This is a genomic window from Clostridium estertheticum (assembly GCF_011065935.2).
GTDB classification, from domain to species: domain Bacteria; phylum Bacillota; class Clostridia; order Clostridiales; family Clostridiaceae; genus Clostridium_AD; species Clostridium_AD estertheticum_A.
The window spans coordinates 2216812-2240955 of sequence record NZ_JAAMNH020000001.1; the positions used below are offsets into that span (position 1 = coordinate 2216812).

At 31.3% G+C, this 24144-nt stretch carries 26 protein-coding genes and 1 pseudogene; 23 read left to right on the plus strand and 4 right to left on the minus strand.

Annotation, left to right across the window (positions count from 1 at the left end):
- Window positions 1–187 precede the first annotated feature (187 nt).
- Complete coding sequence (locus tag G9F72_RS10295; RefSeq protein WP_164956335.1) at window positions 188–460, minus strand: hypothetical protein; 273 nt, start codon at window positions 458–460, stop codon at window positions 188–190.
- Window positions 461–669: 209 nt separating this feature from the next.
- Here G9F72_RS10295 and G9F72_RS10300 point away from each other — a divergent pair, with 209 nt between their 5' ends.
- The 6 genes from G9F72_RS10300 (at window position 670) to G9F72_RS10325 (ending at window position 5456) form a co-directional block, all read left to right on the plus strand.
- Window positions 670–1065: a hypothetical protein gene (locus G9F72_RS10300; protein WP_164956336.1), complete on the plus strand. Its 396-nt coding sequence runs from the start codon at window positions 670–672 to the stop codon at window positions 1063–1065.
- Between the two features lie 217 nt (window positions 1066–1282).
- Window positions 1283–2368, plus strand: coding sequence for a glycosyl transferase family 2 (locus tag G9F72_RS10305; protein WP_164956337.1), 1086 nt, complete (start codon window positions 1283–1285; stop codon window positions 2366–2368).
- Window positions 2369–2633: 265 nt separating this feature from the next.
- Window positions 2634–4094: a hypothetical protein gene (locus tag G9F72_RS10310; protein WP_224676063.1), complete on the plus strand. Its 1461-nt coding sequence runs from the start codon at window positions 2634–2636 to the stop codon at window positions 4092–4094.
- A 226-nt stretch (window positions 4095–4320) separates the two neighbouring features.
- The gene (locus tag G9F72_RS10315) at window positions 4321–4575 is read left to right on the plus strand and encodes a spore coat associated protein CotJA (RefSeq protein ID WP_224676064.1); all 255 of its coding nucleotides are present in this window, start codon (window positions 4321–4323) and stop codon (window positions 4573–4575) included.
- Window positions 4575–4862, plus strand: coding sequence for a spore coat protein CotJB (locus tag G9F72_RS10320; RefSeq protein WP_164956338.1), 288 nt, complete (start codon window positions 4575–4577; stop codon window positions 4860–4862). The genes G9F72_RS10315 and G9F72_RS10320 overlap by 1 nt, the downstream gene beginning before the upstream one ends.
- Before the next feature lie 3 nt (window positions 4863–4865).
- Window positions 4866–5456 (plus strand): manganese catalase family protein, encoded by a 591-nt coding sequence (locus G9F72_RS10325; RefSeq protein WP_164956339.1) that lies wholly within the window; start codon window positions 4866–4868, stop codon window positions 5454–5456.
- A gap of 133 nt (window positions 5457–5589) precedes the next feature.
- Here G9F72_RS10325 and G9F72_RS10330 read toward each other — a convergent pair whose 3' ends face one another.
- A complete protein-coding gene (locus G9F72_RS10330; protein ID WP_164956340.1) occupies window positions 5590–5733 on the minus strand; it encodes a hypothetical protein in 144 nt (47 codons plus the stop codon).
- Between the two features lie 228 nt (window positions 5734–5961).
- Here G9F72_RS10330 and G9F72_RS10335 point away from each other — a divergent pair, with 228 nt between their 5' ends.
- The 9 genes from G9F72_RS10335 to G9F72_RS10375 all read left to right on the plus strand — a co-directional run bounded on the left by G9F72_RS10335 (window position 5962) and on the right by G9F72_RS10375 (window position 10780).
- Window positions 5962–6159, plus strand: a complete 198-nt coding sequence (locus G9F72_RS10335) for a hypothetical protein (protein WP_164956341.1) — start codon at window positions 5962–5964, stop codon at window positions 6157–6159.
- A 285-nt stretch (window positions 6160–6444) separates the two neighbouring features.
- Window positions 6445–6651: a DUF1657 domain-containing protein gene (locus tag G9F72_RS10340; RefSeq protein WP_164956342.1), complete on the plus strand. Its 207-nt coding sequence runs from the start codon at window positions 6445–6447 to the stop codon at window positions 6649–6651.
- A gap of 11 nt (window positions 6652–6662) precedes the next feature.
- On the plus strand, window positions 6663–7523 hold the full coding sequence (locus G9F72_RS10345; protein WP_164956343.1) for a DUF421 domain-containing protein: 861 nt from the start codon (window positions 6663–6665) through the stop codon (window positions 7521–7523).
- 12 nt (window positions 7524–7535) lie between these two features.
- Entirely contained in the window at window positions 7536–8015 is a 480-nt protein-coding gene (gene spoVAC, locus G9F72_RS10350) for a stage V sporulation protein AC (protein WP_164956344.1), read from the plus strand.
- Complete coding sequence (gene spoVAD / locus G9F72_RS10355) at window positions 8016–9017, plus strand: stage V sporulation protein AD (protein ID WP_164956345.1); 1002 nt, start codon at window positions 8016–8018, stop codon at window positions 9015–9017.
- Between the two features lie 18 nt (window positions 9018–9035).
- On the plus strand, window positions 9036–9389 hold the full coding sequence (gene spoVAE, locus G9F72_RS10360; RefSeq protein WP_164956346.1) for a stage V sporulation protein AE: 354 nt from the start codon (window positions 9036–9038) through the stop codon (window positions 9387–9389).
- 25 nt (window positions 9390–9414) lie between these two features.
- On the plus strand, window positions 9415–9615 hold the full coding sequence (locus G9F72_RS10365) for a DUF1657 domain-containing protein (RefSeq protein WP_164956347.1): 201 nt from the start codon (window positions 9415–9417) through the stop codon (window positions 9613–9615).
- Between the two features lie 253 nt (window positions 9616–9868).
- Window positions 9869–10057, plus strand: coding sequence for a hypothetical protein (locus tag G9F72_RS10370; RefSeq protein ID WP_164956348.1), 189 nt, complete (start codon window positions 9869–9871; stop codon window positions 10055–10057).
- Window positions 10058–10168: 111 nt separating this feature from the next.
- Window positions 10169–10780 carry a DNA-3-methyladenine glycosylase gene (locus G9F72_RS10375; RefSeq protein WP_164956440.1) on the plus strand — a complete coding sequence of 204 codons (612 nt, stop codon included), beginning with the start codon at window positions 10169–10171 and terminating at the stop codon, window positions 10778–10780.
- A gap of 55 nt (window positions 10781–10835) precedes the next feature.
- Here G9F72_RS10375 and G9F72_RS10380 read toward each other — a convergent pair whose 3' ends face one another.
- Window positions 10836–11429, minus strand: a complete 594-nt coding sequence (locus G9F72_RS10380) for a LysE family transporter (RefSeq protein WP_164956349.1) — start codon at window positions 11427–11429, stop codon at window positions 10836–10838.
- A gap of 599 nt (window positions 11430–12028) precedes the next feature.
- On the opposite strand from G9F72_RS10380, the gene G9F72_RS10385 reads away from it, so the two are divergent.
- From G9F72_RS10385 to G9F72_RS10395, 3 genes are all read left to right on the plus strand, one after another.
- The gene (locus G9F72_RS10385; protein ID WP_318010978.1) at window positions 12029–12424 is read left to right on the plus strand and encodes an HIT family protein; all 396 of its coding nucleotides are present in this window, start codon (window positions 12029–12031) and stop codon (window positions 12422–12424) included.
- Between the two features lie 380 nt (window positions 12425–12804).
- A complete protein-coding gene (locus G9F72_RS10390) occupies window positions 12805–14523 on the plus strand; it encodes a methyl-accepting chemotaxis protein (protein WP_164956351.1) in 1719 nt (572 codons plus the stop codon).
- A 78-nt stretch (window positions 14524–14601) separates the two neighbouring features.
- Window positions 14602–15930, plus strand: a complete 1329-nt coding sequence (locus G9F72_RS10395; RefSeq protein ID WP_224676065.1) for an MFS transporter — start codon at window positions 14602–14604, stop codon at window positions 15928–15930.
- A 61-nt stretch (window positions 15931–15991) separates the two neighbouring features.
- On the opposite strand, the gene G9F72_RS27385 is transcribed toward G9F72_RS10395, so the two are convergent.
- Window positions 15992–16579 carry a C40 family peptidase gene (locus G9F72_RS27385; RefSeq protein ID WP_224676066.1) on the minus strand — a complete coding sequence of 196 codons (588 nt, stop codon included), beginning with the start codon at window positions 16577–16579 and terminating at the stop codon, window positions 15992–15994.
- Between the two features lie 383 nt (window positions 16580–16962).
- Between G9F72_RS27385 and G9F72_RS10405 the strand changes: the two genes are divergently transcribed.
- From G9F72_RS10405 to G9F72_RS10425, 5 genes and pseudogenes are all read left to right on the plus strand, one after another.
- Window positions 16963–17667, plus strand: coding sequence for a DUF3169 family protein (locus tag G9F72_RS10405; RefSeq protein ID WP_224676281.1), 705 nt, complete (start codon window positions 16963–16965; stop codon window positions 17665–17667).
- Window positions 17668–17895: 228 nt separating this feature from the next.
- On the plus strand, window positions 17896–18327 hold the full coding sequence (locus G9F72_RS10410) for a hypothetical protein (RefSeq protein ID WP_164956355.1): 432 nt from the start codon (window positions 17896–17898) through the stop codon (window positions 18325–18327).
- A 603-nt stretch (window positions 18328–18930) separates the two neighbouring features.
- The gene (locus G9F72_RS10415; RefSeq protein WP_164956356.1) at window positions 18931–20457 is read left to right on the plus strand and encodes a transposase; all 1527 of its coding nucleotides are present in this window, start codon (window positions 18931–18933) and stop codon (window positions 20455–20457) included.
- A gap of 290 nt (window positions 20458–20747) precedes the next feature.
- Window positions 20748–21724 (plus strand): annotated as a pseudogene (locus tag G9F72_RS10420) (AI-2E family transporter).
- A gap of 517 nt (window positions 21725–22241) precedes the next feature.
- Complete coding sequence (locus tag G9F72_RS10425; RefSeq protein ID WP_164956357.1) at window positions 22242–24041, plus strand: PAS domain-containing protein; 1800 nt, start codon at window positions 22242–22244, stop codon at window positions 24039–24041.
- Window positions 24042–24144 lie beyond the last annotated feature (103 nt).

The window sequence follows — 24144 nt, forward strand, 5'->3', positions numbered from 1 at the left end:
CATTTAATAATGAGAATCTATTAAAGAGAATTGTGGTTGCAATCCTATAAATTTAGAATTATATTTGGAACCCTAAGGAGCATTATTGAATATTAAGGAAAAGAAATCATTGTAAGATTGTTTAGTTAATAGATGAAAATATTAATTAATATTTTTATAATGCATCCTTAGGTAATGTTAAAATTTTTTAAAACTCAAAGGTTTTATCTTCGTTTTCGTTGCTGTTTTCTTGAATGTCTTCAGGTTGTTCAGGTTTTTCGCCCCATTTAACTTTAATTGTAAAATCACCGTAATTTTCATCTGAATCAATTTTAATTTGATAATCTAATTCCTCATTATCAGGTATTAAAACACGGTTTCCTTCTATTGCAAGTTTATCCTTGAATAATTTTATAACTTCATCTTTTAAGAAAAAATAAAATTCTTCTTTGTTGCCAGTATATTTTTCTCTGGAATTCATGTATAAAGCCCCCTTTCACTATAATAATATTCCGATGCGACCTTAAGGGTGATAGTATTTTTGTATATTTTTTAAGGATTTGGATTTGAGCTCGAAAATAAAACTTATGGGATGCTTTAGCCGTCTACGAATATGTATTTAAATAATTAGTAACAGCTCTTTAAGTAATTCATATTATACTAGTGTAGTAAAATCGATGGAGGTTTACAATGTTATACCGAACAATGCTGGATAATGAAAATATGGATATGCAAGACCCTCAGTATATACCTAATGTAAATGATACTAATCCTACGCAACAATCTGAAATGGGACCACAATATATGCCTTTTATGGGCTATCCAATGATGGATGAGATGTACAATTCTCCACCAACATATGGTTTAGAAACGCCACAGCAGCAATATCAAGCGCCAGAAGGAACTGGCCAAGATATGTCAAGGGCATCACATGACCATGATTCATATCAACAAGGTTATGAACAAGGACATCAACACGGTTATCAGCAAGGTTATCATCAAGGTTATTATCATCACAATAATAATTTTCCTTTTAATAATTTGTTTCCGTTTTTATTTTTACCTTTGTTTTTTGGTAGAGACTAAAAATAATAACAAAAAAGAGCATCATAAAGGATGCTCTTTTAAATTATAAAATAAAAAATCTAGTAATCTTTTACCCTAAAACTTCGAAACATATTGTGAGAATTCCTTTAGTTTTAAATAAAAAAAATAAAATTTTACTCACTATTTTTTAAATTAGCATAGTATAATATGTGCTAAATATTTTCTGGTCACTATTCATTTTATTGGGGGTTTTTACATGAGTAATAAATATAAAGTTTGCGTATATGCAATCTGTAAAAATGAAGAAAAATTTGTTGATCGTTGGATGGATCATTTTAGTTCAGCAGATGTTGTTATAGTTGCAGATACAGGCTCTACCGATAACACAATTAATAAGCTAAAAGAAAGAGGAGCTATTGTATATTCTATAGATGCGAGTCCCTTTCGATTTGATTATTCAAGAAATGAATGCTTAAAATTAATTCCAGATGATATAGACATTTGCGTATCCTCTGATCTTGATGATGTTAGTGAGCCTGGTTGGAGAAAGCATTTAGAAAATGCTTGGACAAACCAAACCACAAGAGGATTGTATCTATATAATTGGAGGATTAATTCTAATGGGTTACCTGCTGTACAATATACTTGGGACAGAGTTCATGCAAGACATGGATATAGGTGGATATATCCAACTCATGAGATTTTAGAATATTTGGGAGAGGGAGAGGAAAAACAAGTTTATATTAAGGGTATGGTAATAAATCATTATCCTGATGTAACAAAAAACAGGAGTTTAAATCTTCCATTATTGAAATTGGCTGTTGAAGAAAATCCTAATAATAGTAGAAACACATATTATCTTGGTAGAGAATATATGTTTGACAGTAACTGGGATGATTGTATTTTAACCTTAAAGAATTATTTATCACTGCCTACATCAAATTATGAAGAGGAAAGAGCATCTTCTATGAGGTTTATTGCAAGAGCATATTGTGAAAAAGGAGAAATATTAAACGCTAAAAAATGGTATCATAAAGCCATAAGTGAATCAATTTCATTAAGAGAACCCTATATAGAGTTATCTTTATTAGCTTACCAAGAAAAGGATTGGCTTGGTGTTTATTATTATGCAACAGAAGCATTAAAAATCAAAGAAAAAACATTTAATTTTGCTAATGATGAAAATGCTTGGGACCATACTCCTTATGATTTAGCAGCTTTAGGCTGTTATAATTTAAATATGATGGTAGAAGCAATAGGATTTTCTGAGCAAGCGATTAAGCTTTCACCTAATGATGAAAGGCTGTTAAATAATCATAAATTTTATTTAGATAGTTTTTAAATATAAATTTCACTTTATTTAATATAAATATAACATGAAAATTAATCAGCCAAAAATTCTTGGCTGATTAATTTTTGTACTAAGTTTTTTGAATTTAGTTTTAAGTTTTTAACAAAACTGTTTAACGTAAACTAAGGTGACTGCATACTATGTACTGACAATATTATATATAGTGCAAAGAAAATAGCAGCATCTTATATAAAGATAATGTCAACATTTTATGTTTTTATATAAAGTAAATATCATATAAAAGGAAGGTGTAATTATGGGTAAATCCAATGATAGTTCATCTAAGAAGTATCGTTGTACCGAGATAGATGAAGCTACTGGAAATCTTTTTATAAATAACCGTAATGTTTATGACAAAAACGGTGATTTCATTAATGATAGAGATGAGCGTTGTCATGACAGAGATGAATGCTGCAAGCATGACAGAGATGAATGCTGCAAGCATGGCAGAGATGAATGCTGCAAGCATGACAGAGATGAATGCTGCAAGCATGACAGAGACGAATGCTGTAAGCATGACAGAGACGAATGCTGCAAACATGACAGAGACGAATGCTGCAAGCATGATAAAGACGAATGTTGTAAGCATTGCTTTCCAGCATGTATAATTGGACCAACAGGACCAACGGGTCCAACTGGACCAACAGGCCCAACTGGACCAACAGGCCCAACAGGACCAACTGGTCCAACTGGACCAACTGGAAGAACGGGTGCTACAGGTGCTACAGGTCCAACAGGTGCAACAGGCCCAACAGGCCCAACAGGCCCAACAGGCCCAACAGGCCCAACGGGCGCAACAGGCCCAACAGGCCCAACAGGTCCAACAGGCCCAACAGGTCCAACAGGCCCAACAGGTCCAACAGGCGCAACAGGCGCAACAGGCGCAACAGGCCCAACAGGTCCAACAGGCCCAACAGGTCCAACAGGCCCAACGGGCGCAACAGGCGCAACAGGCCCAACAGGTCCAACAGGCCCAACAGGCGCAACAGGCCCAACAGGCCCAACAGGCCCAACAGGCCCAACAGGCCCAACAGGCGCAACAGGCCCAACAGGCGCAACAGGAGCAACAGGCGCTACAGGCCCAACGGGTCCAACGGGTCCAACAGGTCCAACAGGCCCAACAGGTGCAACAGGCGCAACAGGTGCTACAGGTCCAACGGGTCCAACAGGCCCAACAGGTGCAACAGGCGCAACAGGCCCAACAGGCCCAACAGGTCCAACAGGTCCAACAGGCCCAACAGGCCCAACAGGCCCAACAGGTCCAACAGGCCCAACTGGCCCAACAGGTGCAACAGGACCAAGTTTCAATTCCTTTGCAAATGGTGTTATAACAATAAATGAATTATCAATTCCAGTTGGAGGCACTATTATTTATAATGCTGTAGATATTGTAGGACCAGATCTCAGTTATAATCCAGCAACAGGTATTTTTACAGTTAATACAACAGGAGTTTATGTAATAGACTGGAAGATAGCAGTTACTCCAAATCCTGGAACCGTTTCTATACAGATTGATTTGGTATCATCCCTTCGTGGTGTTATTGCCGGTATATCTATTACAGCAACAAATCCAATTATAAGTGGCTCTAATAGAGTATATGCCGCAACAGCAGGAGAAACCTTCAGATTTGTTAATAATTCGAGTGGTCCTATTAGTATAGTATTAGTAGGTTTATCCGGACCTATTGGAACTGTATCTATTTTCAGAATTGTTTAATGGGATTAAGTTGAATTTTAAAAGTAGCAGATTGTAGAAAAATTCAAACCTTGAAAGGCTACCTATCTTAGGTAGCCTTTTTTACATATACCTCGGCTAATTATATATTTGCAATCTCTATAGTATTTACAGAAAAAAATATACAGGAAACAAAGGAGATTTTTTAATCACTTATTTCAACATTTGCATATTATATTATGTACTGAATACTTTCTGGAGGTTCAAATTGAAACAGATAGAAATGGGAAAAAAAACACCACAAAAACAAGTAATGAGCAACTGTATACCACAAGAAACAGTAATAGAAAATGTTAGATTAGCTGCTGCGTATGTTCCATACCAAGTCCTTTGTGCTCTTTTTACACCAGTTGAAGCACTAAGAAGCGGAACTACTTTCCCCGAACTCTACAGTCCCTACAAAGGTGAGGACAAAAAAAGTAGACCATGTCAATTGGAAACAATGCAAAAGGAGCGAATCTAATGAGAAATGAATTGAATAAAATGGAAATGTTAAAACAGATTAGTGCTACACGATTCATGATGATAGACTTAGCTTTGTACCTTAATACCCATCCATTGGATAGAGAGGCTGTTGCAGAGTATAATAATTATATTATGCAATGGAGAGGACTCAAAGAAAACTATGATATGAATTACGGCATGTTAACTCAACTTGACTCCTTAAGCCCTTCCCCATGGCAATGGATAAATGAACCATGGCCTTGGGAAAATGAAGCTAATTTTATGTTTGAAAAGGAGGAAGTGTAATTTATGTGGACATACGATAAGTTCTTAGAATATCCAGTAAAAATTAAAACTCCTAACCCAGAAATGGCAAAAATTATTATTACTCAATATGGTGGTCCAGACGGTGAGCTAGGGGCATCATTAAGATACTTAAGTCAGCGATTTTCTATGATAACTGCACAAGCTATAGCAACATGTAATGATATAGGTACTGAAGAATTAGCTCATTTGGAAATGGTTGGAAGTATGGTTCGTCAATTAATGAAATGCGCAACTCTAGAAGAAATTCAAAAGGGCGGCATGAGTGGATACTATGCAGATCATGGTAGAGGAGTATATCCTGTAAGTGCTTCAGGTGTTCCTTTTAATGCCTCATATATTCAATCAAAAGGTGATCCAATTGTAGATCTTACTGAAAATTTAGCCGCAGAGCAGAAGGCAAGGGCTACCTATGAATATTTAATTAATATGGCTGATGATCCAGATGTAATCGAGCCTTTGAAGTTCCTGCGTGAAAGAGAAGTTGTTCATTATCAGAGATTCGGTGAAGCTCTTAGAATTGTTCAGGATCATCTACAACAACCACATTTGTTTATAATGCCTAAAACAGTTTAAAGTGTAAATATATATAGTTGTTGAATTTTATTTAACAGCTATATATATTTTTTATTTTATAATCTGCAATCATAGGCTTAACCATTTTCCACCAGGTTAAATTATCATTATATGAATACATGAAAAGTTAAATTTAGTACTTATTTTCCTTTTTAACTGACTTATATTTAGATTTATTCTTATCTTCAGGGTCAATATATTCATAATCATTTTGCTCATTTTTCTTGATTCCTAATTTAGCCATTTTATTCTTGGTTACATTTAACTTATTGCTCATATTATCTCACCTTTCTTGTTAATATTTATTTTTAGGATACATAAACTAATCTAAAATTAAAAGCTTACCAAAACATATATTTATTTTAATGATCTTTAAATATTATAATGACCAAAAGTTCATTATATATGCCCATTTATTTAATAGATTCTATTTTAGAAAATAATAAAACTAAAATACATAAAAAGATAACTTTTGTGAAAAAATAGTATCGAAGGAGTGATTAAAATGGAAATGAACACCAGAGACACTATTATGAAAAAATTATTAGACGCACAAGAAAATGTTAGGGACTATCAATCATTTGCAAGAGAAGTATCAGAAGAAGCAGTGAGTAATACATTCAGGGAATTTGCAGAACAATCTGCAATGCAAGCTAAGAAATTACAAGAATTATTAAACACACATGACGGAGGTCAATATTAGCTAGGTATCCTTGTTCAATTATTATAAGGTATATATTTATTAAGATAATACCCACTTGTCACATAATCTGCATCCTTTATGGACAATTTGAAAAAACTCTAAGTTGATTAAAAAGATGATTTCTGTTCATTGAACAAGAGTCATCTTTTTTAATATAAAAAAATACAAATTAAAATGCAGCTTATAGCTTATCAAGAATATTATATTTTAAATAAATGAATTATATCTATGTATATTAGTTAAACTATCTTAGAAATTAATTTATTTTTAAAAGGAGGTTTCCATGTGACTGTTATCTCTAAAGTGAAACAAACATTAGCATCTCTAAAGGGCTCTGAAGCTACTTTAAGATTATATTCATTGCAGGAACGGGATGAAGAAGCTAGGGCTATTTATACTGAGGCTTTCCAAGAAATAAATAAAATCAAAATAGATTTAGAAAAAAGAGTAGGTTCTATGGAGTTTCAAGAGCCCCAATATAAAGGTGACTAAGAGGTGAAATGATGAATACTTGGTTAATAATATTATTAAACTCAATAATTTTATTTTTTTTAACATTAATTTTAACAAGATTTATGAAGAAAAGAAACTTATCTAGATTTACCCCCTTTGATTTTATTTCTTATGTAGTCATTGCGCTTATAGTTACTTTAATTTCATTAGGTATCATTACTAACATTTACTTTGGATTAATTACACTAGCCATTTGGGCACTTATGCCTATTATTTTAGATTATGCGGGCATGAAAAGTAAATGGATTTATAACATACTAAATGGTAAGGAAAGAGTCTTAATTAAAAATGGTAAAGTTATGGAAGATAATTTAGCAAAAGAAAGAATGACTGGGCAAAAGTTTCTACAAGAATTACGCTTCCAAAAGGCATTTAATTTAGCGGATGTTGAATTTGCTGTTATGGAAACAAGTGGCGATATCAATGTTAGTTTAAAGGCTGATAAAAAACCTGTTACCCCCTATGATTTAGGAAAAAAAGTTGCATCTAAGACAGAATCACAGACAGTTATTTTAGATGGAAATATGTTAAATGAAGGTCTTACCAATATTGGATTAAATCAAGGTTGGCTTAAAACAGAGCTGAAAAACAAAGGAGTATCACTTGAAAATGTTTTTATAGGTCAAGTAGATTCTTCTGGAGATTTATATTTGGATCTTTTTGATGATTTGATACAAGTCCCAAAAACACAGATTAAAGAAATGTTATATGCCAGTATTCAAAAATGCCAAGCAGACCTTATGTCCTTTTCTTTAGAAACAAAAAATGAAGCAGCAAAATCCATGTACTTAAAAAATACTGATAATTTAAAAAAAGTCCTGGAAAAATTGGAACCCTATTTATTACGTTAGAAGGTGTAAAAAATGTCCAATATAAAAAAGAAAAAACTAACCCCAACTCAGCTGAAATATGATAAATTGGTAAAAAAAATAGAACCTAAAAGACCTATTTTTAAAAATTGTATTAAAGCTTTCCTTGTAGGTGGTATCATATGCACCATTGGTCAATGCCTACAAGTGTTTTTTATCACCTACTTTAACTTTAATGAAAAAACAGCAGTTAGTCCAACTTTAACAGTATTAATCTTTGTTTCAGCTTTGCTTACGGGACTTGGAGTTTACGATCACATTGGTCAATGGGGTGGATCTGGATCTGGTGTTCCAATTACCGGTTTTGCTAATTCCATAGCTTCTGCTGCAATTGAGCATAGAAGCGAAGGATATGTACTTGGGGTAGCTGGAAATATGTTTAGGCTTGCTGGAGCAATCATTGTTTATGGGGTTTTTTCTGCCTTTGTGGTTGCTACCATAAAAATCACAATAAAATGGTTGGGAGGGATGTAGATGCTTAAAGGACATCAATCATGGATTTTCAATTCTAAACCTACAATACTAGCTTCTGCAGCAGTTGGTGGTCCTTTTGAAGCTAATGGTGCGTTAGCTGAAGACTTTGATATACTTCACGAGGATTTATGGCTTGGACAGGATAGCTATGAAAAGGCGGAAAAGGTTCTTCTCGAGCATGCTTGCGCGCGAGCAATAAAAAAATCAAGTATAAAAAAAGAAGATATCAATTTTTTTATAAGTGGAGACTTGATGGATCAGATTATTTCTAGTAGTTTTACTGCGCGAACTTTGGGGATACCTTTTTTAGGAATCTTTGGTGCTTGTTCGAGCTCCATGGAAAGTTTAGCCCTAGCAGCTCAATTAATAGAAAGTAAGTCAGCCAAATATGTTATAGCATCTGCAAGTAGCCATAATGCTGCTGCAGAAAAACAATTTAGATATCCTACAGAGTACGGTGGACAAAAACCTCCTACTGCTCAATGGACAGTAACGGGAGCTGGAGCAGTGGTACTTGGCGAAGAAGGAGTCGGTCCTAAAATCACTTCTGCAACCATAGGAAGAGTAATAGATATGGGAATTTCAGATCCATTTAATATGGGTGCTGCTATGGCCCCAGCGGCTGTAGATACCATTGAAGCACATTTTAGAGATTTAAATATTGATGCCTCATATTATGACCTTATTGCTACTGGCGACTTAGGCAAGGTAGGGCATGAACTTGCTATTAGTTTATTAAAAACCCATGGTATAGAAATGCCACCAGATATATTTACAGACTGTGGACTTTTAATATATAAAAAGGATCAACCAGTTTTTTCTGGCGGTAGTGGCTGTGGCTGTTCTGCTACTGTAACTTATGGACATTTTCTTAACCGTATGCGGAAAGGAGAATTAAAGAGAATATTAATTGTTGCAACAGGCGCTTTAATGTCCCCAATATCTTATCAACAAAAGGAAAGCATACCTTGTATTGCTCATGCAGTTTCAATAGAAATGTAAAAAAGAGGTGTGAGTCTAATGGAAAAGTTTATTTATGCATTTATAATAGGTGGTCTAATTTGTGTTGTTGGGCAACTTATAATGGATATTTTAAAGATTACCCCTGCACATACTACCTGCACATTAGTTGTAATTGGAGTAATTTTAGGAGGATTAGGTTTATATGACCCTTTGGTAAAATTTGCAGGTGCAGGTGCATTTGTGCCTATAAGTAGCTTTGGTAATACTCTTGTAACAGGTGCCTTAATTGATGCTGAAAAAACAGGATTTATAGGCATATTTACTGGTATGTTTAAAACCGTAAGTTCTGGGATTTCTGCAGCAATAGTATTTGGGTTTATTGCAGCTATAATATTTAAACCTAAAGGCTAAATATATTTGAAGGGAGGTGAAAAAAATGACTGTAGGAACTCAAATGCAACAAGCAATTGCTGGAATGCAAAGTGCTTCTGCTACAATGAAGACATTTTCTCTAGAAACAGATGATCAACAAGCGAAAAATGATTTTAAACAAATCGGAGAGCAACTTGATTCTGCACTGGAGGTTTTAAAAGGAAGACAGGAATATATTAAGAAACAAGAACCTCAATATAATTAGATTTAAATGACTAATGAAATATGTAGATAAAATTATATTATTAAAAGGCATGGGTACTCCCTGCCTTTTATTTATTATGAAGATAATAGTTTTTTAATTCTGAACTACACCATTCATAAATATTTAATAAAAGATGAGGATAGCAAAATGAAAAAAGTAGCAAACTGTATATATAACACATCATTGTGATAGTTTATTTTAGAAGAAATAATTACAGTATATGAAGCTGTAATTTAATAAAAGGAGGCGTGAAATGTCCAGTAAAATAATATTTGAAAATATAATAATGTTTCTTTTACCATTTCTGGAGGTAATATTTTTAGCGTCTGTGATAATAGGAATAAGAATGGATAAGAAGGTATTAAAGATTATTTCTTTTGTAGTTATTACATTTATGTACCTTAGTATATGCATTTTGTTCTGGGTAAATAAAACTGTTTAGCAGTCTCAAACGTACTTTATTGAACGGATTTAATATTTACATTAAGGTCAAGGTTTCACCTGAAACTAAAAGTATAATATGATAGAATATATTTATGAGGAGTGATTTGTGGTGAAACTTACCAGAGAATTTTATGCTAAAGAAACTTTACAGGTTGCTAAGGAACTTTTAGGGAAAGTAATTGTACATGAAGTTAATGGAGTAAAGTTAAGAGGAAAGATAGTTGAAACAGAAGCATATATTGGTTCAATAGATAAGGCTTCTCATGCTTACGGGGGAAAAAAAACACCTAGATTAGAAGCGTTATATGGTAAACCAGGAATTGCATATGTATATTTTATTTATGGCATGTATCATTGCTTCAATGTAATAACAAAAGAAGAAGGCTCTCCAGAAGGAGTCTTAATTAGAGCAATTGAACCAATAGAAGGATTAGAAGAAATGTCAAAGTTTAGATTTAATAAAGCCTATAATGAATTAACAAAAGCACAATTTAAAAACTTGTCCTCAGGTCCATCTAAACTGTGCATTGCAATGAATATAAATAAAGAAAATAACAAACAAGATTTATGTGAAAGTAACCTATATATAGAAGAATCAACGGATAAAGAAAAAATTAAGATTATAGAAGCTAAAAGAATTGGAATTGATTATGCAGAAGAAGCAAAGGACTTTAAATGGCGATTTTATATTAAAAGTAATATTTGGGTATCTGTAAAATAAACAATATTAATAGGCGGTAATAGACAAATAGACGTAATGGAGGATATATTAAGTATTAACCAATCAAACCAGAAATGGACACGGCACAATAAACTAATAATAACCCCATGACTATATTAAATTGTTTATTATATTTGGTTAAAAAATTCTGAAATAGTGCACCAAATAATGCCCAACAAAGAGTAGATACAAATCCTATAAATGCCAGTAAGAGTGAAAAAAGTATTAATGTAAAGCCTGATTTGTAATATGGAGTTATAAATGTGGATATGACAGTAATACCGTATAAGATTACTTTTGGATTAACGAACTGCATAGTTAGTCCTGCTATGTAAGTATTTGTTTCTTTATTAGTTAGTTCTGTTGTTTTCTTTGTACCAAATGTAACTTTATAAGCAAGATATAGCATATAAGCTGCACCAAATATACCTACATAGTGTTCGATTTTAGGCATCAGATCAAAAAGAAATAAATTAAAATAACTACAAGCAATCATGAGTATAATAAATCCAGTTAAAATACCCAAATTAAAACGAAAAGAATTCTTAAAACCATACCTTTTTGCATTCACCATTGATAATATATTGTTGGGACCAGGTGTAAAGGTGGCAACAAACACATAAGATAAAAAAGGAATTAGATTATTCATAATGGCTTACCTCCTTTAAAAATTTCTTTTACTGACCGCATGGATTCTCATCAATCTGATATAATTATTATTGTTAATAAACAATATGTTATAATTTCTACCAAGCATATAGAAATTATAGCATATAATGGATATCCACAGCACTAATACTTAATAAAGTTAATTCTTAGTCCAAAGAAAATCAGTTGTAATATAAAACAAGGAGATATAATAATGAAGTTAAAAAGAACTGGCTAATAAAAACGTAGTTACTGAGCATATTAGAATTGATGAGATTACGGGGAAAAAATTTATTTTTTTAGTGATCCAAACGATTTACCTATAGAGTTATATAAAAAATAGAATTGAACGTTAAAATTATAACAAGTAATAGAGCATGTGGTGGAAATAAGAATTTAAGGTGCAGGTTATATCTCCAATACAGATTTAATTTGATTAAGTACCAAAATAATTTTTGAGCATTTCCGGATTATTATAAAAGGCTAAATAAAATGGAAAAAGAGGCAGAAGAATATTGGGGTGATTAAATTTATAACCTTTTATGGAATAAAAATTAATAATAGAGTTTTAAGTTAAAAGAGGTTCATTGATTAATAAAAATAAAGGAGGCAAACACAATGTCAGAATGTATATTTTGTGACTACAACCAATCAGAAGTAATAGTAGAGAATAAATTGACATTTGCAATATTAGATCATTTCCCAGTAAATAATGGTCATTGTTTAATTATACCTAAGAGGCATTTTGCTGATTTTTTTGAGGCAACTGAAGAAGAGGTTAAAGCTATATATAGCTTAATGCACGAGGTAAAAGAAATGTTTGATATTCAATATGAACCCGCGGGATATAATATAGGAATAAATGTAGGAACTTATGCTGGACAAACTATAAACCATTTGCATGTGCACCTGATTCCTAGATATATAGGTGATGTGGAAGACGCAAGGGGTGGAGTGAGGAATTTAAAAGAGGCAATGGTTGAGTATGATGGATAGGTATATGATTTATTTTTTAGAGGCTGCTATATATGCAACATTGTAGAATATCTTAATTACTAAAGATTATGAGCATAATTAAAATGTAAATATATTATTAATCGTAGAAACTGAAGAAGGAAACATAATAGGGTTTGTTTACTGGTTGAGGTGGTGTAGAGTCACTTTGACTAGTTTTTTTTGCTTTAATTAAGATATTATATTTACTTTGTCGAAAAAAAAGTTATTTTGTAAATGAGTTTGTTAATAAAAATACAAATAAATATTGAAATATACCATAAATACAGTTAAAATTATAAATTGGTACAATATTGTAAACAATCCAAATTTCTATACTGGATTCGAAGAATATATTATGAAAAAAGAAGGGAAGCGGTAAAATGAATTTTTTTGTAAATTTAAGTGTAAAGAAAAAACTTATATCAGTTTTTTCAGTAGTGTGTATTTTTATACTCTTAATAGGAGCAGAGGGTATGTTAAGTTCAGCGAAGATAAATGAGGGTTCTAAAGAGATATATAGTAATTATTTAACATCTATTAAGGATTTAGAAGAAATGAAAGGAAATCTAAATGGAACTAACGCAGAGATGCTTAAAATTATTTTTGAAAAAGATAGATCAAAATTAGATGCGCAAATAAAGAATATAATTGATTTAGCTAATAAAGATATAAAATATGAAAAGGAATATGGCAGTCTAGATACTACATCCAAAGAAGAGGATAAAATTTATGCTGATTTCAATATTGACTTTGTAAAATATAAAGAAGGAAGCACTAAAATCATTAAGCTTGTGAAATCTAATAACTATGAGGACGCAGTTGTGATTTTTAATTCGGAACTTGATCCAGTAAGAATCTCTATGTTAGAAAAATTAGAAAAATGTATTGTTATAGATAATCAATCAGCACAGCAGGCGAATTCAAATAACATAGCTCAATTTAACAAAACTAGAAATGCAATTTTAATTTATACAGCCATAGCATTTTTCATTATAATTTTTATGGCTTACATACTAACTAAAAATATAATGTATCCATTAAATAAAATAAAAGACTTAGCAGGGCGATTTTCTCGTTATGATTTTTCTGGGACAATGACTATCAAAACAAAAGATGAATTTGGACAAACAGGCATTGCACTAAATATTGCGCAGGGAAATATTAAAGAACTAATAAGAGAAATCATGGACAATTCTTCTGATATGAGTGCATCTTCTGAAGAACTTTCAGCTACAGTTGAGGAAATAACATCTAAAATAGAAATTATAGACCGTTCAACAGTGGAAATAAATAAAGCTGTTCAAGAAGCCAGTGCTACATCAGAGGAAATAACTGCATCCGTTGAAGAGGTTAACTCAAGTATGGAAGAACTATCTTCAAAGGCTATGGAAGGTAGCGGTAATGCTGCACAAATTAAAGAAAAAGCTAAACAAGTTAGGATAGAAGCTGAAAAGGCATTGGAAGAAAGTAATAGTATTTATGAAGAAAAAGAAAAAAGAATATTAAATGCTATAGAAGAGGGAAAAGTTGTAGATGAAATAAAGGTTATGGCGGATGGAATTGCAGCCATTGCAGCACAAACTAATTTACTTGCACTAAATGCGGCTATTGAAGCAGCAAGAGCAGGAGAGCAAGGAAGAGGATTTGCAGTGGTTGCAGATGAAGTAAGAAAGCTTGCAGAACAGTCCTCAGAAACAGTAAATACTATTCAAAGTACAATAGCAAAGGTTCAAGATGCATTTAAGAATTTATCTGGAAATAGCAATGATATACTTAAATTCATTATAGAAAATATTAAACCTGTTTTAGAACAATACGCTGCATCAGGAAAACAATATGGTGAGGATGGGGAATTTGTAAGCTCCATGTCAGAAGAAATTGCATCAATGTCTGAGGAGGTGGAAGCAACAGTAAATGAAGTTAGCTCTGCAGCTCAAATTTTGGCACAAAATTCACAACTTTCTGCAGAACATACAGGAGATATTCAAATTAGTATTGATGAAACTTCAAAAGCTATGGAGCAAGTAGCACAAACCTCACAAATTCAAGCAGAGCTTGCACAAAAGCTTAATGAATTAGTACAGAAGTTTATAATTTAAGGGGCGAAGGCCTCTTTTTTTTTACTGCTTATCCGTTATACTTTTATTGCTAACTGGGTGTAACACAAAAGAATAATTTTGATAAACATACAAATTTATACTATAATCAATATAAAAGATAAAAAGATAAATGGAAAGGAAAGAGTTATGAGAAAACAACATCCACTAATTCATACTTTAATGCATTTAAAGGGAAACCCTAGAGCTTGCGTTTACACTGAACCACTATGGGGCATTCCTTTTAATTTATTTGCTCCCTATGTTTCTATATATATGTACACTTTGGGACTTACAGATAGCCAAATTGGTTTTACAGCCAGTATAGGAATGTTTTTTCAAATTATTTTTTCACTTCTTGGAGGAGTAATTACAGACAAGCTAGGAAGGAAGAGAACTACTTTTATTTTTGATATTTTATCCTGGAGCATTCCCTGTTTGATATGGGCTTTTTCTAGGAACTTCTCTCATTTTGTGCTTGCGGCTATAATAAATAGCATTTCCCGTGTCACAATGAATTCATGGAATTGTCTATTAGTTGAGGATTGTGATAAAGAGCAAATTGTAAATATATACACCTGGGTTTATATTTTAGGATTGGGTGCTGCATTCTTTGCACCAATATCAGGAATTTTTATAGGTAAATTTGAATTGGTACCAACGGTTAGAGTCCTTTATATAATTTCTTTTGTTATAATGACCTCTAAATTCTTAATACTTAATAAGTATTCTACAGAAACAGCCCAAGGGAAGATTAGAATGGAAGAAACCAAACACACAAATATTACTACTTTACTTAGGGGATATTCTACAGTTTTTATTCAAATAATTAAAACCCCAGAAACCTTACTTACTTTAGGAATTATGCTTATTATGAGTATAATAGGGGTAGTTAATAATACCTTCTGGGCGATTATAGTAACTGAAAGAATTCATATACCAGCTAGTCTTATAGGGATATTTCCTTTTATACGTGCCTCAGTTATGATTGTATTCTTCTTTACCTTAGTACATAAAATTGGAGCCTTAAGATTTAAGAAGCCTTTGATTATTGGGTTCTCCTTGTTCATAATTAGTCAAATCCTCTTAATTATAACTCCAGATAGTGGATATTTCATACTAATAATAAGCATAATTTTAGAGGCCTGCAGTATATCCCTTATAAGCCCACTTCTTGATTCTATGCAAGTACTTCTAGTAGATCCACAGGAAAGAGCTAGAATAATGGCTATATTGTATGTAATCGTCGTTGCGTTTACATCTCCCTTTGGATGGATTGCGGGAATTTTATCTGGCATAGATCGTAGGCTTCCCTTCCTTTTAAACATTTTTCTTTTGCTCATTGGAATTTTACTTACCTATTTCCAATCTGTTATGTCAAGCCACAAATCCTCTATAAAGAATTTATAAGAAAGGTTATGAAGTAAAAGAGGCTGGTGTATAGAAATGAACTTTCTATACACCAGCCTACTCATCTATGAATCAATCTTTTACCTATTACAAATTTATCTTTGTAATACCCGGTTAATTCAGATATCTTTATAACATCCCTTGCGTTAGGAGAATGTATGAATTTGTGATTCCCAATATATATTCCAACATGGGATACTTCATAGGGACGGGCTGGGTTTGTCATAAAAAAGACTAAATCACCTTTTTCAAGATTATTTATTTTAACAGATACACCCTTATTTACCTGATCCATAGTTGTTCTAGGCAAATCTATACCAAAGTTTTTATAAATGTACTGCACAAACCCTGAACAATCGAATCCACCACTTATATATTTTCCAGTAGTGTCAAGTATCGCTGGTGTTGTCCCACCCCATAAGTACAACATCCCTAAAAACGTATTTGAATAGGATACTAAATCATTTCCACTTATTAATGCATCGTATTGTTGACCATTTGCAATATATTGGGGCTTGTTTAAGGTGGTTTCAAAATTCGAGAAAACAGCAAAAATCATATATATAAGTGCTGCAATTACAAGAATAAAGGGTATCAACCAAAGCGCTATTGGATTTCTTTTCTTAAACGATGTCCTCGTAATTTCCACCCCCTTTGGTGATTTAAAATACCTTATATTAAACTACTGTAAATACTCAAATAATATTCTAAAATATAGAAAAAATCATTAATAAAAGCAATAACTAAGGCTAGATAAAAAGGTGGCTTTTAATTTATTGAGGTTTTAAAATTTAAATTAGCTGGATTTGTATAAACAAACCTAGCTATATTTTTTTGTATACATAACATCTACCAGCTTTTTCATCCATTCTATTTATAGTTATGACAACAATAATATTAATAATGACAATTATTATTATAAAAATGACAAATATAATTCTCCTTCCATATTGCTGGCTTTAAAAATATCGAAAGTATTGAAAGTTAGTGTTGAAGAAATATTTTATTTAGAGGGGGTAAATGAAATTGAAGATGGTAATAAAAAAGTATAGAAATTTTATAATAGTAATGATAATATCCATGATAGTTGGTGGAATATTAGGCGGGCTTTCCAATAAAATATCAAGAGTAGACATATCTTTTGGTGGAAATATAAACAATTTCCTTTTTAAAGCGTTGTTTGTGTTGAGTTTAATTATTATAATTTATCTTTTGGCAACTTTAATTCATATAAGATCAAATTATATAAAAGTTGATTTAGACAATATACCTAATGCTCTTAATAGAAAGGTTTCGAATACTATACTAATATGTACAATACAACTAATAATAGCGTTAACATGGGCTGCAGTAGTTATAAATAATAGCTTTGATAAGGGGAAATTATATTTGATTTTTGTTCCTACACTTTTTATATTTATTGTAGGATTTCTACTATCCACCACCATGAAATATTTCAATTATTTAAACCCCAATAGAAAAATGAACCTATATGAAAATGGAGCAGAAAAGAAGTATTTTGATAAATTAGATGATGGAGAGAAATGGGTGACTTATATTTGCAGCTATGCAACCTTTAATAGAATGCAAATTGTATATGCGGCCGCTCTTACAATGAGTATGATAGTATCTATGTTTATAAATGTACCAATGGTAGTCCCTATAGTCATTGGAACAATATGGATAATTCAAAATTTAATATATTCTTTTGAAGCAAGAAAATATCAGGAGGCGTAATTGACATTGATGTTATGGGTAAAAAGGATATTCTTCCATAACATTCAATAAACTCAAATATTAAAAAGGTCCGAGTATTATAAAAAATATAATCTCGGACCTTTTATTCCATTTATTTTATAATCAAGCAAGTAAATATTTATATATTATATCAAATTTAAAATTTAAATAAGCTACTATGATAAAATAAAGTTAAAGAATTTCTAAATACGAGGAGGAGATATACATATGAATATAGGTAATTTGGTTGTAGAAGGAGAAAATATCAGAAGAATAAGTGATGTTTTATATAATCAAAAGGACGAAACAAACATAGGTAAGCCACATATTTATAGCCATGGAGATATAATAATACTAATGAGAGAAAGCTATTATGAAAGAATTTCATCAACCCTTATGTCAGTTATTATTATGAAATTTATTGATGACAATAAGGTAGAAATAGAACTGGTTGTTAGTGGTGGGAAGGATGGACTACTTATGCTCAGCTGGGGGGCTGAAAAGAGTGAAAATAGAGATGTAGTAAATGAAATTATGAGAGCATGTAAAATTAATTCATGGAAGATAACAAGTATGGAACCTAAAGATATCGCGGAGACACTAACTGAATCTACTATTAATAAAATCAAAGAAAAAATAGGGAACTATTTTAAAAAATAATTCTACTTTAGTTATTTATTATCTGGAACAATTTTGACTTCAAAGTAGCTTATATAAATCTAATTAGAATCTTGTTAAATTTAATTAAAATTTATTTAACACTTAACTGCAGTATCTAGCAATATGAGGATACGATTGCCTTTGCAGAGTTAAGCATGGTAAATAACGTTGTCAAATTTAATTAGATTTAAAATTGGACCTATAAAATAGGCAGTACCTATAAATATTAAATATAATTCAAAAATATGGTGAATAGGCATTTAGTGTCTATCCATTATTTTTTTTCCCACTTTCCACTTGCCACTTGCCACTTGCCACGTGGGTGGCACCAAATTTATGAATAAGAGCGTAGTTACAAAATTTGTGCGGAAAGCCCACTGCTTCAGGTGTGGGATGGATAGCACTTGAAGATATTCAAGACAATGATTATAAATAGCAATAAGTGTATAAAAACATTTATAACATATGAAAATAACTTTATTATTTTGTATATTGTCCAAGGTATATGAGAAAAATATTATTAATACCTAGTGTATTAGTGAAAGCATTAAAAAATATGTAAGAACAAAAACAAGATGTTAATAGAATGCGAGGTGGATATTAGTGGCAAAAAAAGAAGCTAAGCAACGATTCATATTAAATCTAAATCTTAAAACAGAAAAATTTGAAGAAAAGATATTGGATAAAAGGTTTGAAATTGGCAGGAAGATTTATAATTCAATTTTAGGTAAAGCCTTAAATAGGTATAATGAGATGAGTAAAACTATAAAATGGAGAAATAATCAATCTGAATTATCAAATATTTATAAAAGTAAATGCGATAAGAAAGAGCTTAATAAGCTTTGCGCTCCATGTTTTTATATTAAAAATGAAATGCTTAAAGAATTTAGGCTAACTGAATATTCACTTCATGAAGATGTAAAATCAATGCAACATACATTTAAAGACAATATGGATAGTTTCACTGCTCAGAAGGTTGCATCAAGAGTATGGAAAGCTTTAGAAACAAATCTATTTAGTAAAGGTGAACAAGTTCATTTCAAAGGCCAGAATAACCCGGTAAATTCATTAGAAGGCAAATCTAATGGTACTGGGATAAGATATGATATGGTCACAAATACTTTTAAATGGATTGGGTTAGAGATTGAAACAATGCTTAATATAAATAACCAATATGAGATAGATGCTTTGAAAAATAGAATATGTTTCTGTAGGGTTAAAAGAAAATTTGTACGTGGGAAATATAAATATATACTTCAAATAGTTTTAGATGGAGTAGTTCCTGTTAAGCTTAACAAAGAGACGGGAGAAATTAAAAATTATATAGGAAGTGGAAATTGCGGAATTGACATAGGCACACAAACAGTAGCGTATGTTTCTAATTATCATGTTAAGTTATACGAATTGGCTCCACGTGTACAGAATATTGAAAATAAAAAACGAAGAATACAAAGATTCTTGGATAGAAGTAAACGAAGCACTAATCCTAATAATTTTAATGAAGATGGTATGATTAAAAAAGGCGCTAAATTAGAATGGAAATATTCAAAGAAATACGTTAAAGCTAAGTATAGGCTTAAGGACATATATAGGAAACAAAAGGACATAAGAGAGCAAGATCATAATGTAATGACCAATGAAATAGTAAAAAAATGCAATGTAGTCTATGTTGAACAAATGAATTTTAAAGGACTACAAAAACGTGTTAAAAATACAACTATTAATGAGAAAACAGGAAAAATCAACAAGAAAAAGAGATATGGCAAATCATTAGCAAATAAATCACCTAGTAAATTCTTAGAAATATTATATAATAAGTTAAAAGTTAAAGGTGGAAAATACATTGAAATTAATACAAGGCAAGTGAAAGCTTCACAGTACAATCACTTAGACCAAGAATATAAGAAAAAGAAGTTATCTCAAAGGTGGAATTATTTTGAGTATAATGGCAAACAAATCAAAGTCCAAAGAGATATATATTCAGCATACTTAATTAAAAATGTAAGTGAAGATTTATGTAGCATACATCTTGATAATTGTAGCAAAGGTTTTGATAAGTTTTTAGAACTACATAATAGAGAAATTGTAAGATTGCAAGGATTAGAAAATTTAAGTAGTGTAGGAGTTTAGGATATAATAAAACGTCTTGAAACGGGCGGCATACTACCGCTAATGTGGTCAATGGATTGCTTGATAGTAAAATTCTTAGGGAAAATAATTAGTGGTAATGTCACTCGTGATATTAAAGAAAGTTATTTAGTACCTAAGAACCCCATGCCTTTAGGCGTGAGAGTTTCAGATGCTCAAACTATATTGTATTTACTAAAAATTAGGAAGTGGTAGCTATGTTTAAAGATAACATACTAAAAAAGTTATTAATTATTAATCTATTTTTTTTGAGCATAATTCTTTTCAGTAAGATGTTTTTTGTTCATAGGATTATAAGAATACTTTTCAAATCCTTTTTAATCCCTTTTATATTTTCTGTGTTTTTGTTTTATATTATAAAACCAATAAATACAATTTTCATGAAAAATGGATTAAAGCCAAGCGTCTCAGCTCTATTAACCTTAATACTGGGGCTATTCATTGCTACAGGCTGTATAACTTTTTTTAGTAATTATATTGCAACACAGTTTGATGGAACAATAGAAGAACTAATCAGTATTGTTAAAAATCAAACCTCTTATAATCAATTAATGAATAACATATATAAATATATACCTGCCAGAGAAGTTAATAAAGCATTTGCTAATATAGCTAATATTTATACCAAGGATTTGGTTTATAATCTTATGTTTGTAATAAAGTATGTACTACATACTTTTTCAACACTATTACTTATGTTGATAATAGTATTTTATTTGCTTAAAGATGGCTCTAAATTTAAAGATAGAATTATGTGCATAATTCCTGAAAATATAAAAAAATCGTATCAAAAAGTCTATCTGATAGCGATGAGGTCTTGGGTGCTTATGTTACAGGTCAATCGAAAGTGGCTCTCGCTTTATCCATTATGATATTTGTTGGCTATAAAATCATAGGTATTCCTAATGCTCTACTTTTCTCCTCGATAACTTTTATTTTGGCGTTTATTCCTTTTATAGGTTTTTTTATTTCAATGATTATTCCTTTTATTATAGCTTTGAGTATGGGATTTGTTATGATAGGAAAACTTGTAATTGTGTTCATGATTGTGCAGACCTTAAAAGGGAGAGTTGTTGTTCCTGCAATTATGTCTCACGCAATGGAAATTCACCCTTTAACGGACATTTCCTTAGTAATAGGTGCAGTTGCAGTAGGAGGCCCTTTAGCAGCCTTTGCTGTTGTCCCTATTTACGCCATTATTAAAGTATTATTATCTAACTTGCATGAATGCCACATAATTAAAAAATAATCTGATATTTGGATAGGTATTTAATCCTATCCATTATTTTCTGTCGCTTATTAATGTTCTAAATTGTATACTGAAACTCCCGCACCTAAAGGAATGGGGTTCTTGCGTACTAAATAACTTCTATATTAACTCGAAAGTTAATATCACTGATTATTTTCCCCAAGAATTTCACTATCAAGCATCACAATTGACACATTAACGATAGTATATGGCTCATTTCAAAACCTAAGTATATTATATCGTACTAAAATAACCATGTCTAATGGTATATTTTAGTAGTGCTATCCATCCCACACCTAAAGAGAGTGGGCTTTCCGCACAAATTCTGTAATAATTGCATTCGATTTGTACAAATTGTAAAAATTACATTAGGTGTCGACTTCACTACGTATTTTGTGATTAAGATCATATTTATTATATGTAAAGTGTGATAGACTATATTAAACACTGAGAATCATTTTCAATTGAATTTATAAATTAACTACTTGAAAATTCAATATTGAAAGGAGTATTTTGTATGAAAAAAAATATTATATATATTACTATTGATGGAAGAGGAGAACATGAGACATTTAGGGATTGTATCACAAAAGCTATTGAAAATTTAAAGCCCGATGAAGGCATACATGTTATTAAAGATTTTGAACCATTTCCTATGTATAAAATGATGGAAAGCAAGGGCTTTGACAAATATGTTGAGAAGATTAGTGACGAAGAGTATCATGTTTACTTTTTCCCTTTTACAGAATTAAATAGTATTGAAATGAACAAGCATCTTATTGTTGATAATGCGAGAATCAAAAAGATGATTGATATCAAGTTAGATTTTCTTAATAACAAGATTTCATTAGACGAGGCTAAAAAGAGAATGAGAGATTCTTTTGATAAAATCACTGCGCAGGAGTTTGCAATCGCTGAACAACAACTACAATTTCACGGTATTGACGACGATATGTTAGCTGAAAGAATAGAAGATATTTTGAAAATCTTTGAAGGTATTCTTGTTTCCAATAAGCTAGATCTTCCCAAAGGACATCCAATAAGAACATATATAGATGAAACCGTAGAGATAGGTAAAATTCTTTCATCTATGGAAACCTTACTAACTAAAAAGTTCATTAAAAATCAATGGCTTGAATTATATGGTAAGTTAAGTCAAATAAGTATCCATCTTAGTAGAAAACAAAATCAACTATTCACTGCACTTGAGAAAAATGGATTTGATAAGCCCTCGAAAATAATGTGGACACTAGACAATAACATAAAAGATATCATAAGAAAATCCAAACTTCTATTAAAAGAGGATAATGATAAGGAATTCTTAGCACTGCAGCCTGAAGTAATTGAGATGACAAGGGATATGATGGTTAAAGAAACTGAAATTCTCTTCCCTACTTCAATTGAATTATTGACTAATGAGGACTTTTCTGAAATGAGAATTGGTGATGATGAAATTGGATATTGCTTAGTTGATAATCCACCATCTTTTAAAACTCATAACATACCAGAGAGCAGTACTTCTTTTAATAATAGTTCAAATATAGACCTTCTTAAAGATCTTACAGCTGTGCTTGAGAGGCATGGAGTTTCTTCTTCCATGAAAGAGGACGAAGTTCTAAATGTGAGTCAAGGACTCCTTACACTAAAGCAAATAAACTTAATATTTAAGCATCTACCTGTTGATTTATCCTATGTAGATGAAAATGAGTTAGTTAAATTCTATAGTGATACAAAACATAGAGTTTTCCCAAGAAGTGCAGGAGTAATTGGAAGGGCAGTTCAGAACTGTCACCCAAGAGAAAGTGTTCATACAGTAGAAGAAATTATTAAAGCATTCAAAAACGGTGAACAAGATGAAGCTGAATTCTGGCTTGAAATTGGAGGAAAGTTTATATATATAATTTATAATGCTGTAAGAGATGAAGAAGGTAATTTTAAAGGTGTCCTCGAAATGATGCAGGACGTTACTCATATTAGAAGTTTAACTGGTAGTCAAAGGGTTGTAACTTGGGAAAATAATGATGAAAAAGATTCAACTAACTTAGAAAATTCTTCTGAAAAGCATGATACTTTAGAAATTGAAAAGAATAAATATAATATTAACAAAGAAACAAAAATTGGAAGTTTAGTTAAGGAATATCCATTTTTAAAGGATTTTTTAATATCGTTAAGTCCAAAATTTGAAAAATTAAAGTCCCCGATACTTTTTAAAACTATGGCTAGTCTTGCTACCATTGAAATGATTAGTGAAAGAGGTGGCTTTAAGATTTCTGACTTTATAGACAAATTAATTGCTGAGATTAATAGAGTAAAATAACTATGCAATCACATAAATTAATGAATTTATTCAGATATGCTTATCAAATTAAAAGTTGGGGAAAATACCATTAGCTAACAAAAGAACAGATGAATATAAAAAA

Coding starts and splice junctions, on each gene's coding strand:
- G9F72_RS10295 (WP_164956335.1), bottom strand. CDS start 460: ATGAATTCCAGAGAAAAATATACTGGCAACAAAGAAGAATTTTATTTT.
- G9F72_RS10300 (WP_164956336.1), top strand. CDS start 670: ATGTTATACCGAACAATGCTGGATAATGAAAATATGGATATGCAAGAC.
- G9F72_RS10305 (WP_164956337.1), top strand. CDS start 1,283: ATGAGTAATAAATATAAAGTTTGCGTATATGCAATCTGTAAAAATGAA.
- G9F72_RS10310 (WP_224676063.1), top strand. CDS start 2,634: ATGGGTAAATCCAATGATAGTTCATCTAAGAAGTATCGTTGTACCGAG.
- G9F72_RS10320 (WP_164956338.1), top strand. CDS start 4,575: ATGAGAAATGAATTGAATAAAATGGAAATGTTAAAACAGATTAGTGCT.
- G9F72_RS10325 (WP_164956339.1), top strand. CDS start 4,866: ATGTGGACATACGATAAGTTCTTAGAATATCCAGTAAAAATTAAAACT.
- G9F72_RS10330 (WP_164956340.1), bottom strand. CDS start 5,733: ATGAGCAATAAGTTAAATGTAACCAAGAATAAAATGGCTAAATTAGGA.
- G9F72_RS10335 (WP_164956341.1), top strand. CDS start 5,962: ATGGAAATGAACACCAGAGACACTATTATGAAAAAATTATTAGACGCA.
- G9F72_RS10345 (WP_164956343.1), top strand. CDS start 6,663: ATGAATACTTGGTTAATAATATTATTAAACTCAATAATTTTATTTTTT.
- spoVAC (WP_164956344.1), top strand. CDS start 7,536: ATGTCCAATATAAAAAAGAAAAAACTAACCCCAACTCAGCTGAAATAT.
- spoVAD (WP_164956345.1), top strand. CDS start 8,016: ATGCTTAAAGGACATCAATCATGGATTTTCAATTCTAAACCTACAATA.
- spoVAE (WP_164956346.1), top strand. CDS start 9,036: ATGGAAAAGTTTATTTATGCATTTATAATAGGTGGTCTAATTTGTGTT.
- G9F72_RS10365 (WP_164956347.1), top strand. CDS start 9,415: ATGACTGTAGGAACTCAAATGCAACAAGCAATTGCTGGAATGCAAAGT.
- G9F72_RS10370 (WP_164956348.1), top strand. CDS start 9,869: ATGTCCAGTAAAATAATATTTGAAAATATAATAATGTTTCTTTTACCA.
- G9F72_RS10380 (WP_164956349.1), bottom strand. CDS start 11,429: ATGAATAATCTAATTCCTTTTTTATCTTATGTGTTTGTTGCCACCTTT.
- G9F72_RS10390 (WP_164956351.1), top strand. CDS start 12,805: ATGAATTTTTTTGTAAATTTAAGTGTAAAGAAAAAACTTATATCAGTT.
- G9F72_RS10405 (WP_224676281.1), top strand. CDS start 16,963: ATGGTAATAAAAAAGTATAGAAATTTTATAATAGTAATGATAATATCC.
- G9F72_RS10410 (WP_164956355.1), top strand. CDS start 17,896: ATGAATATAGGTAATTTGGTTGTAGAAGGAGAAAATATCAGAAGAATA.
- G9F72_RS10425 (WP_164956357.1), top strand. CDS start 22,242: ATGAAAAAAAATATTATATATATTACTATTGATGGAAGAGGAGAACAT.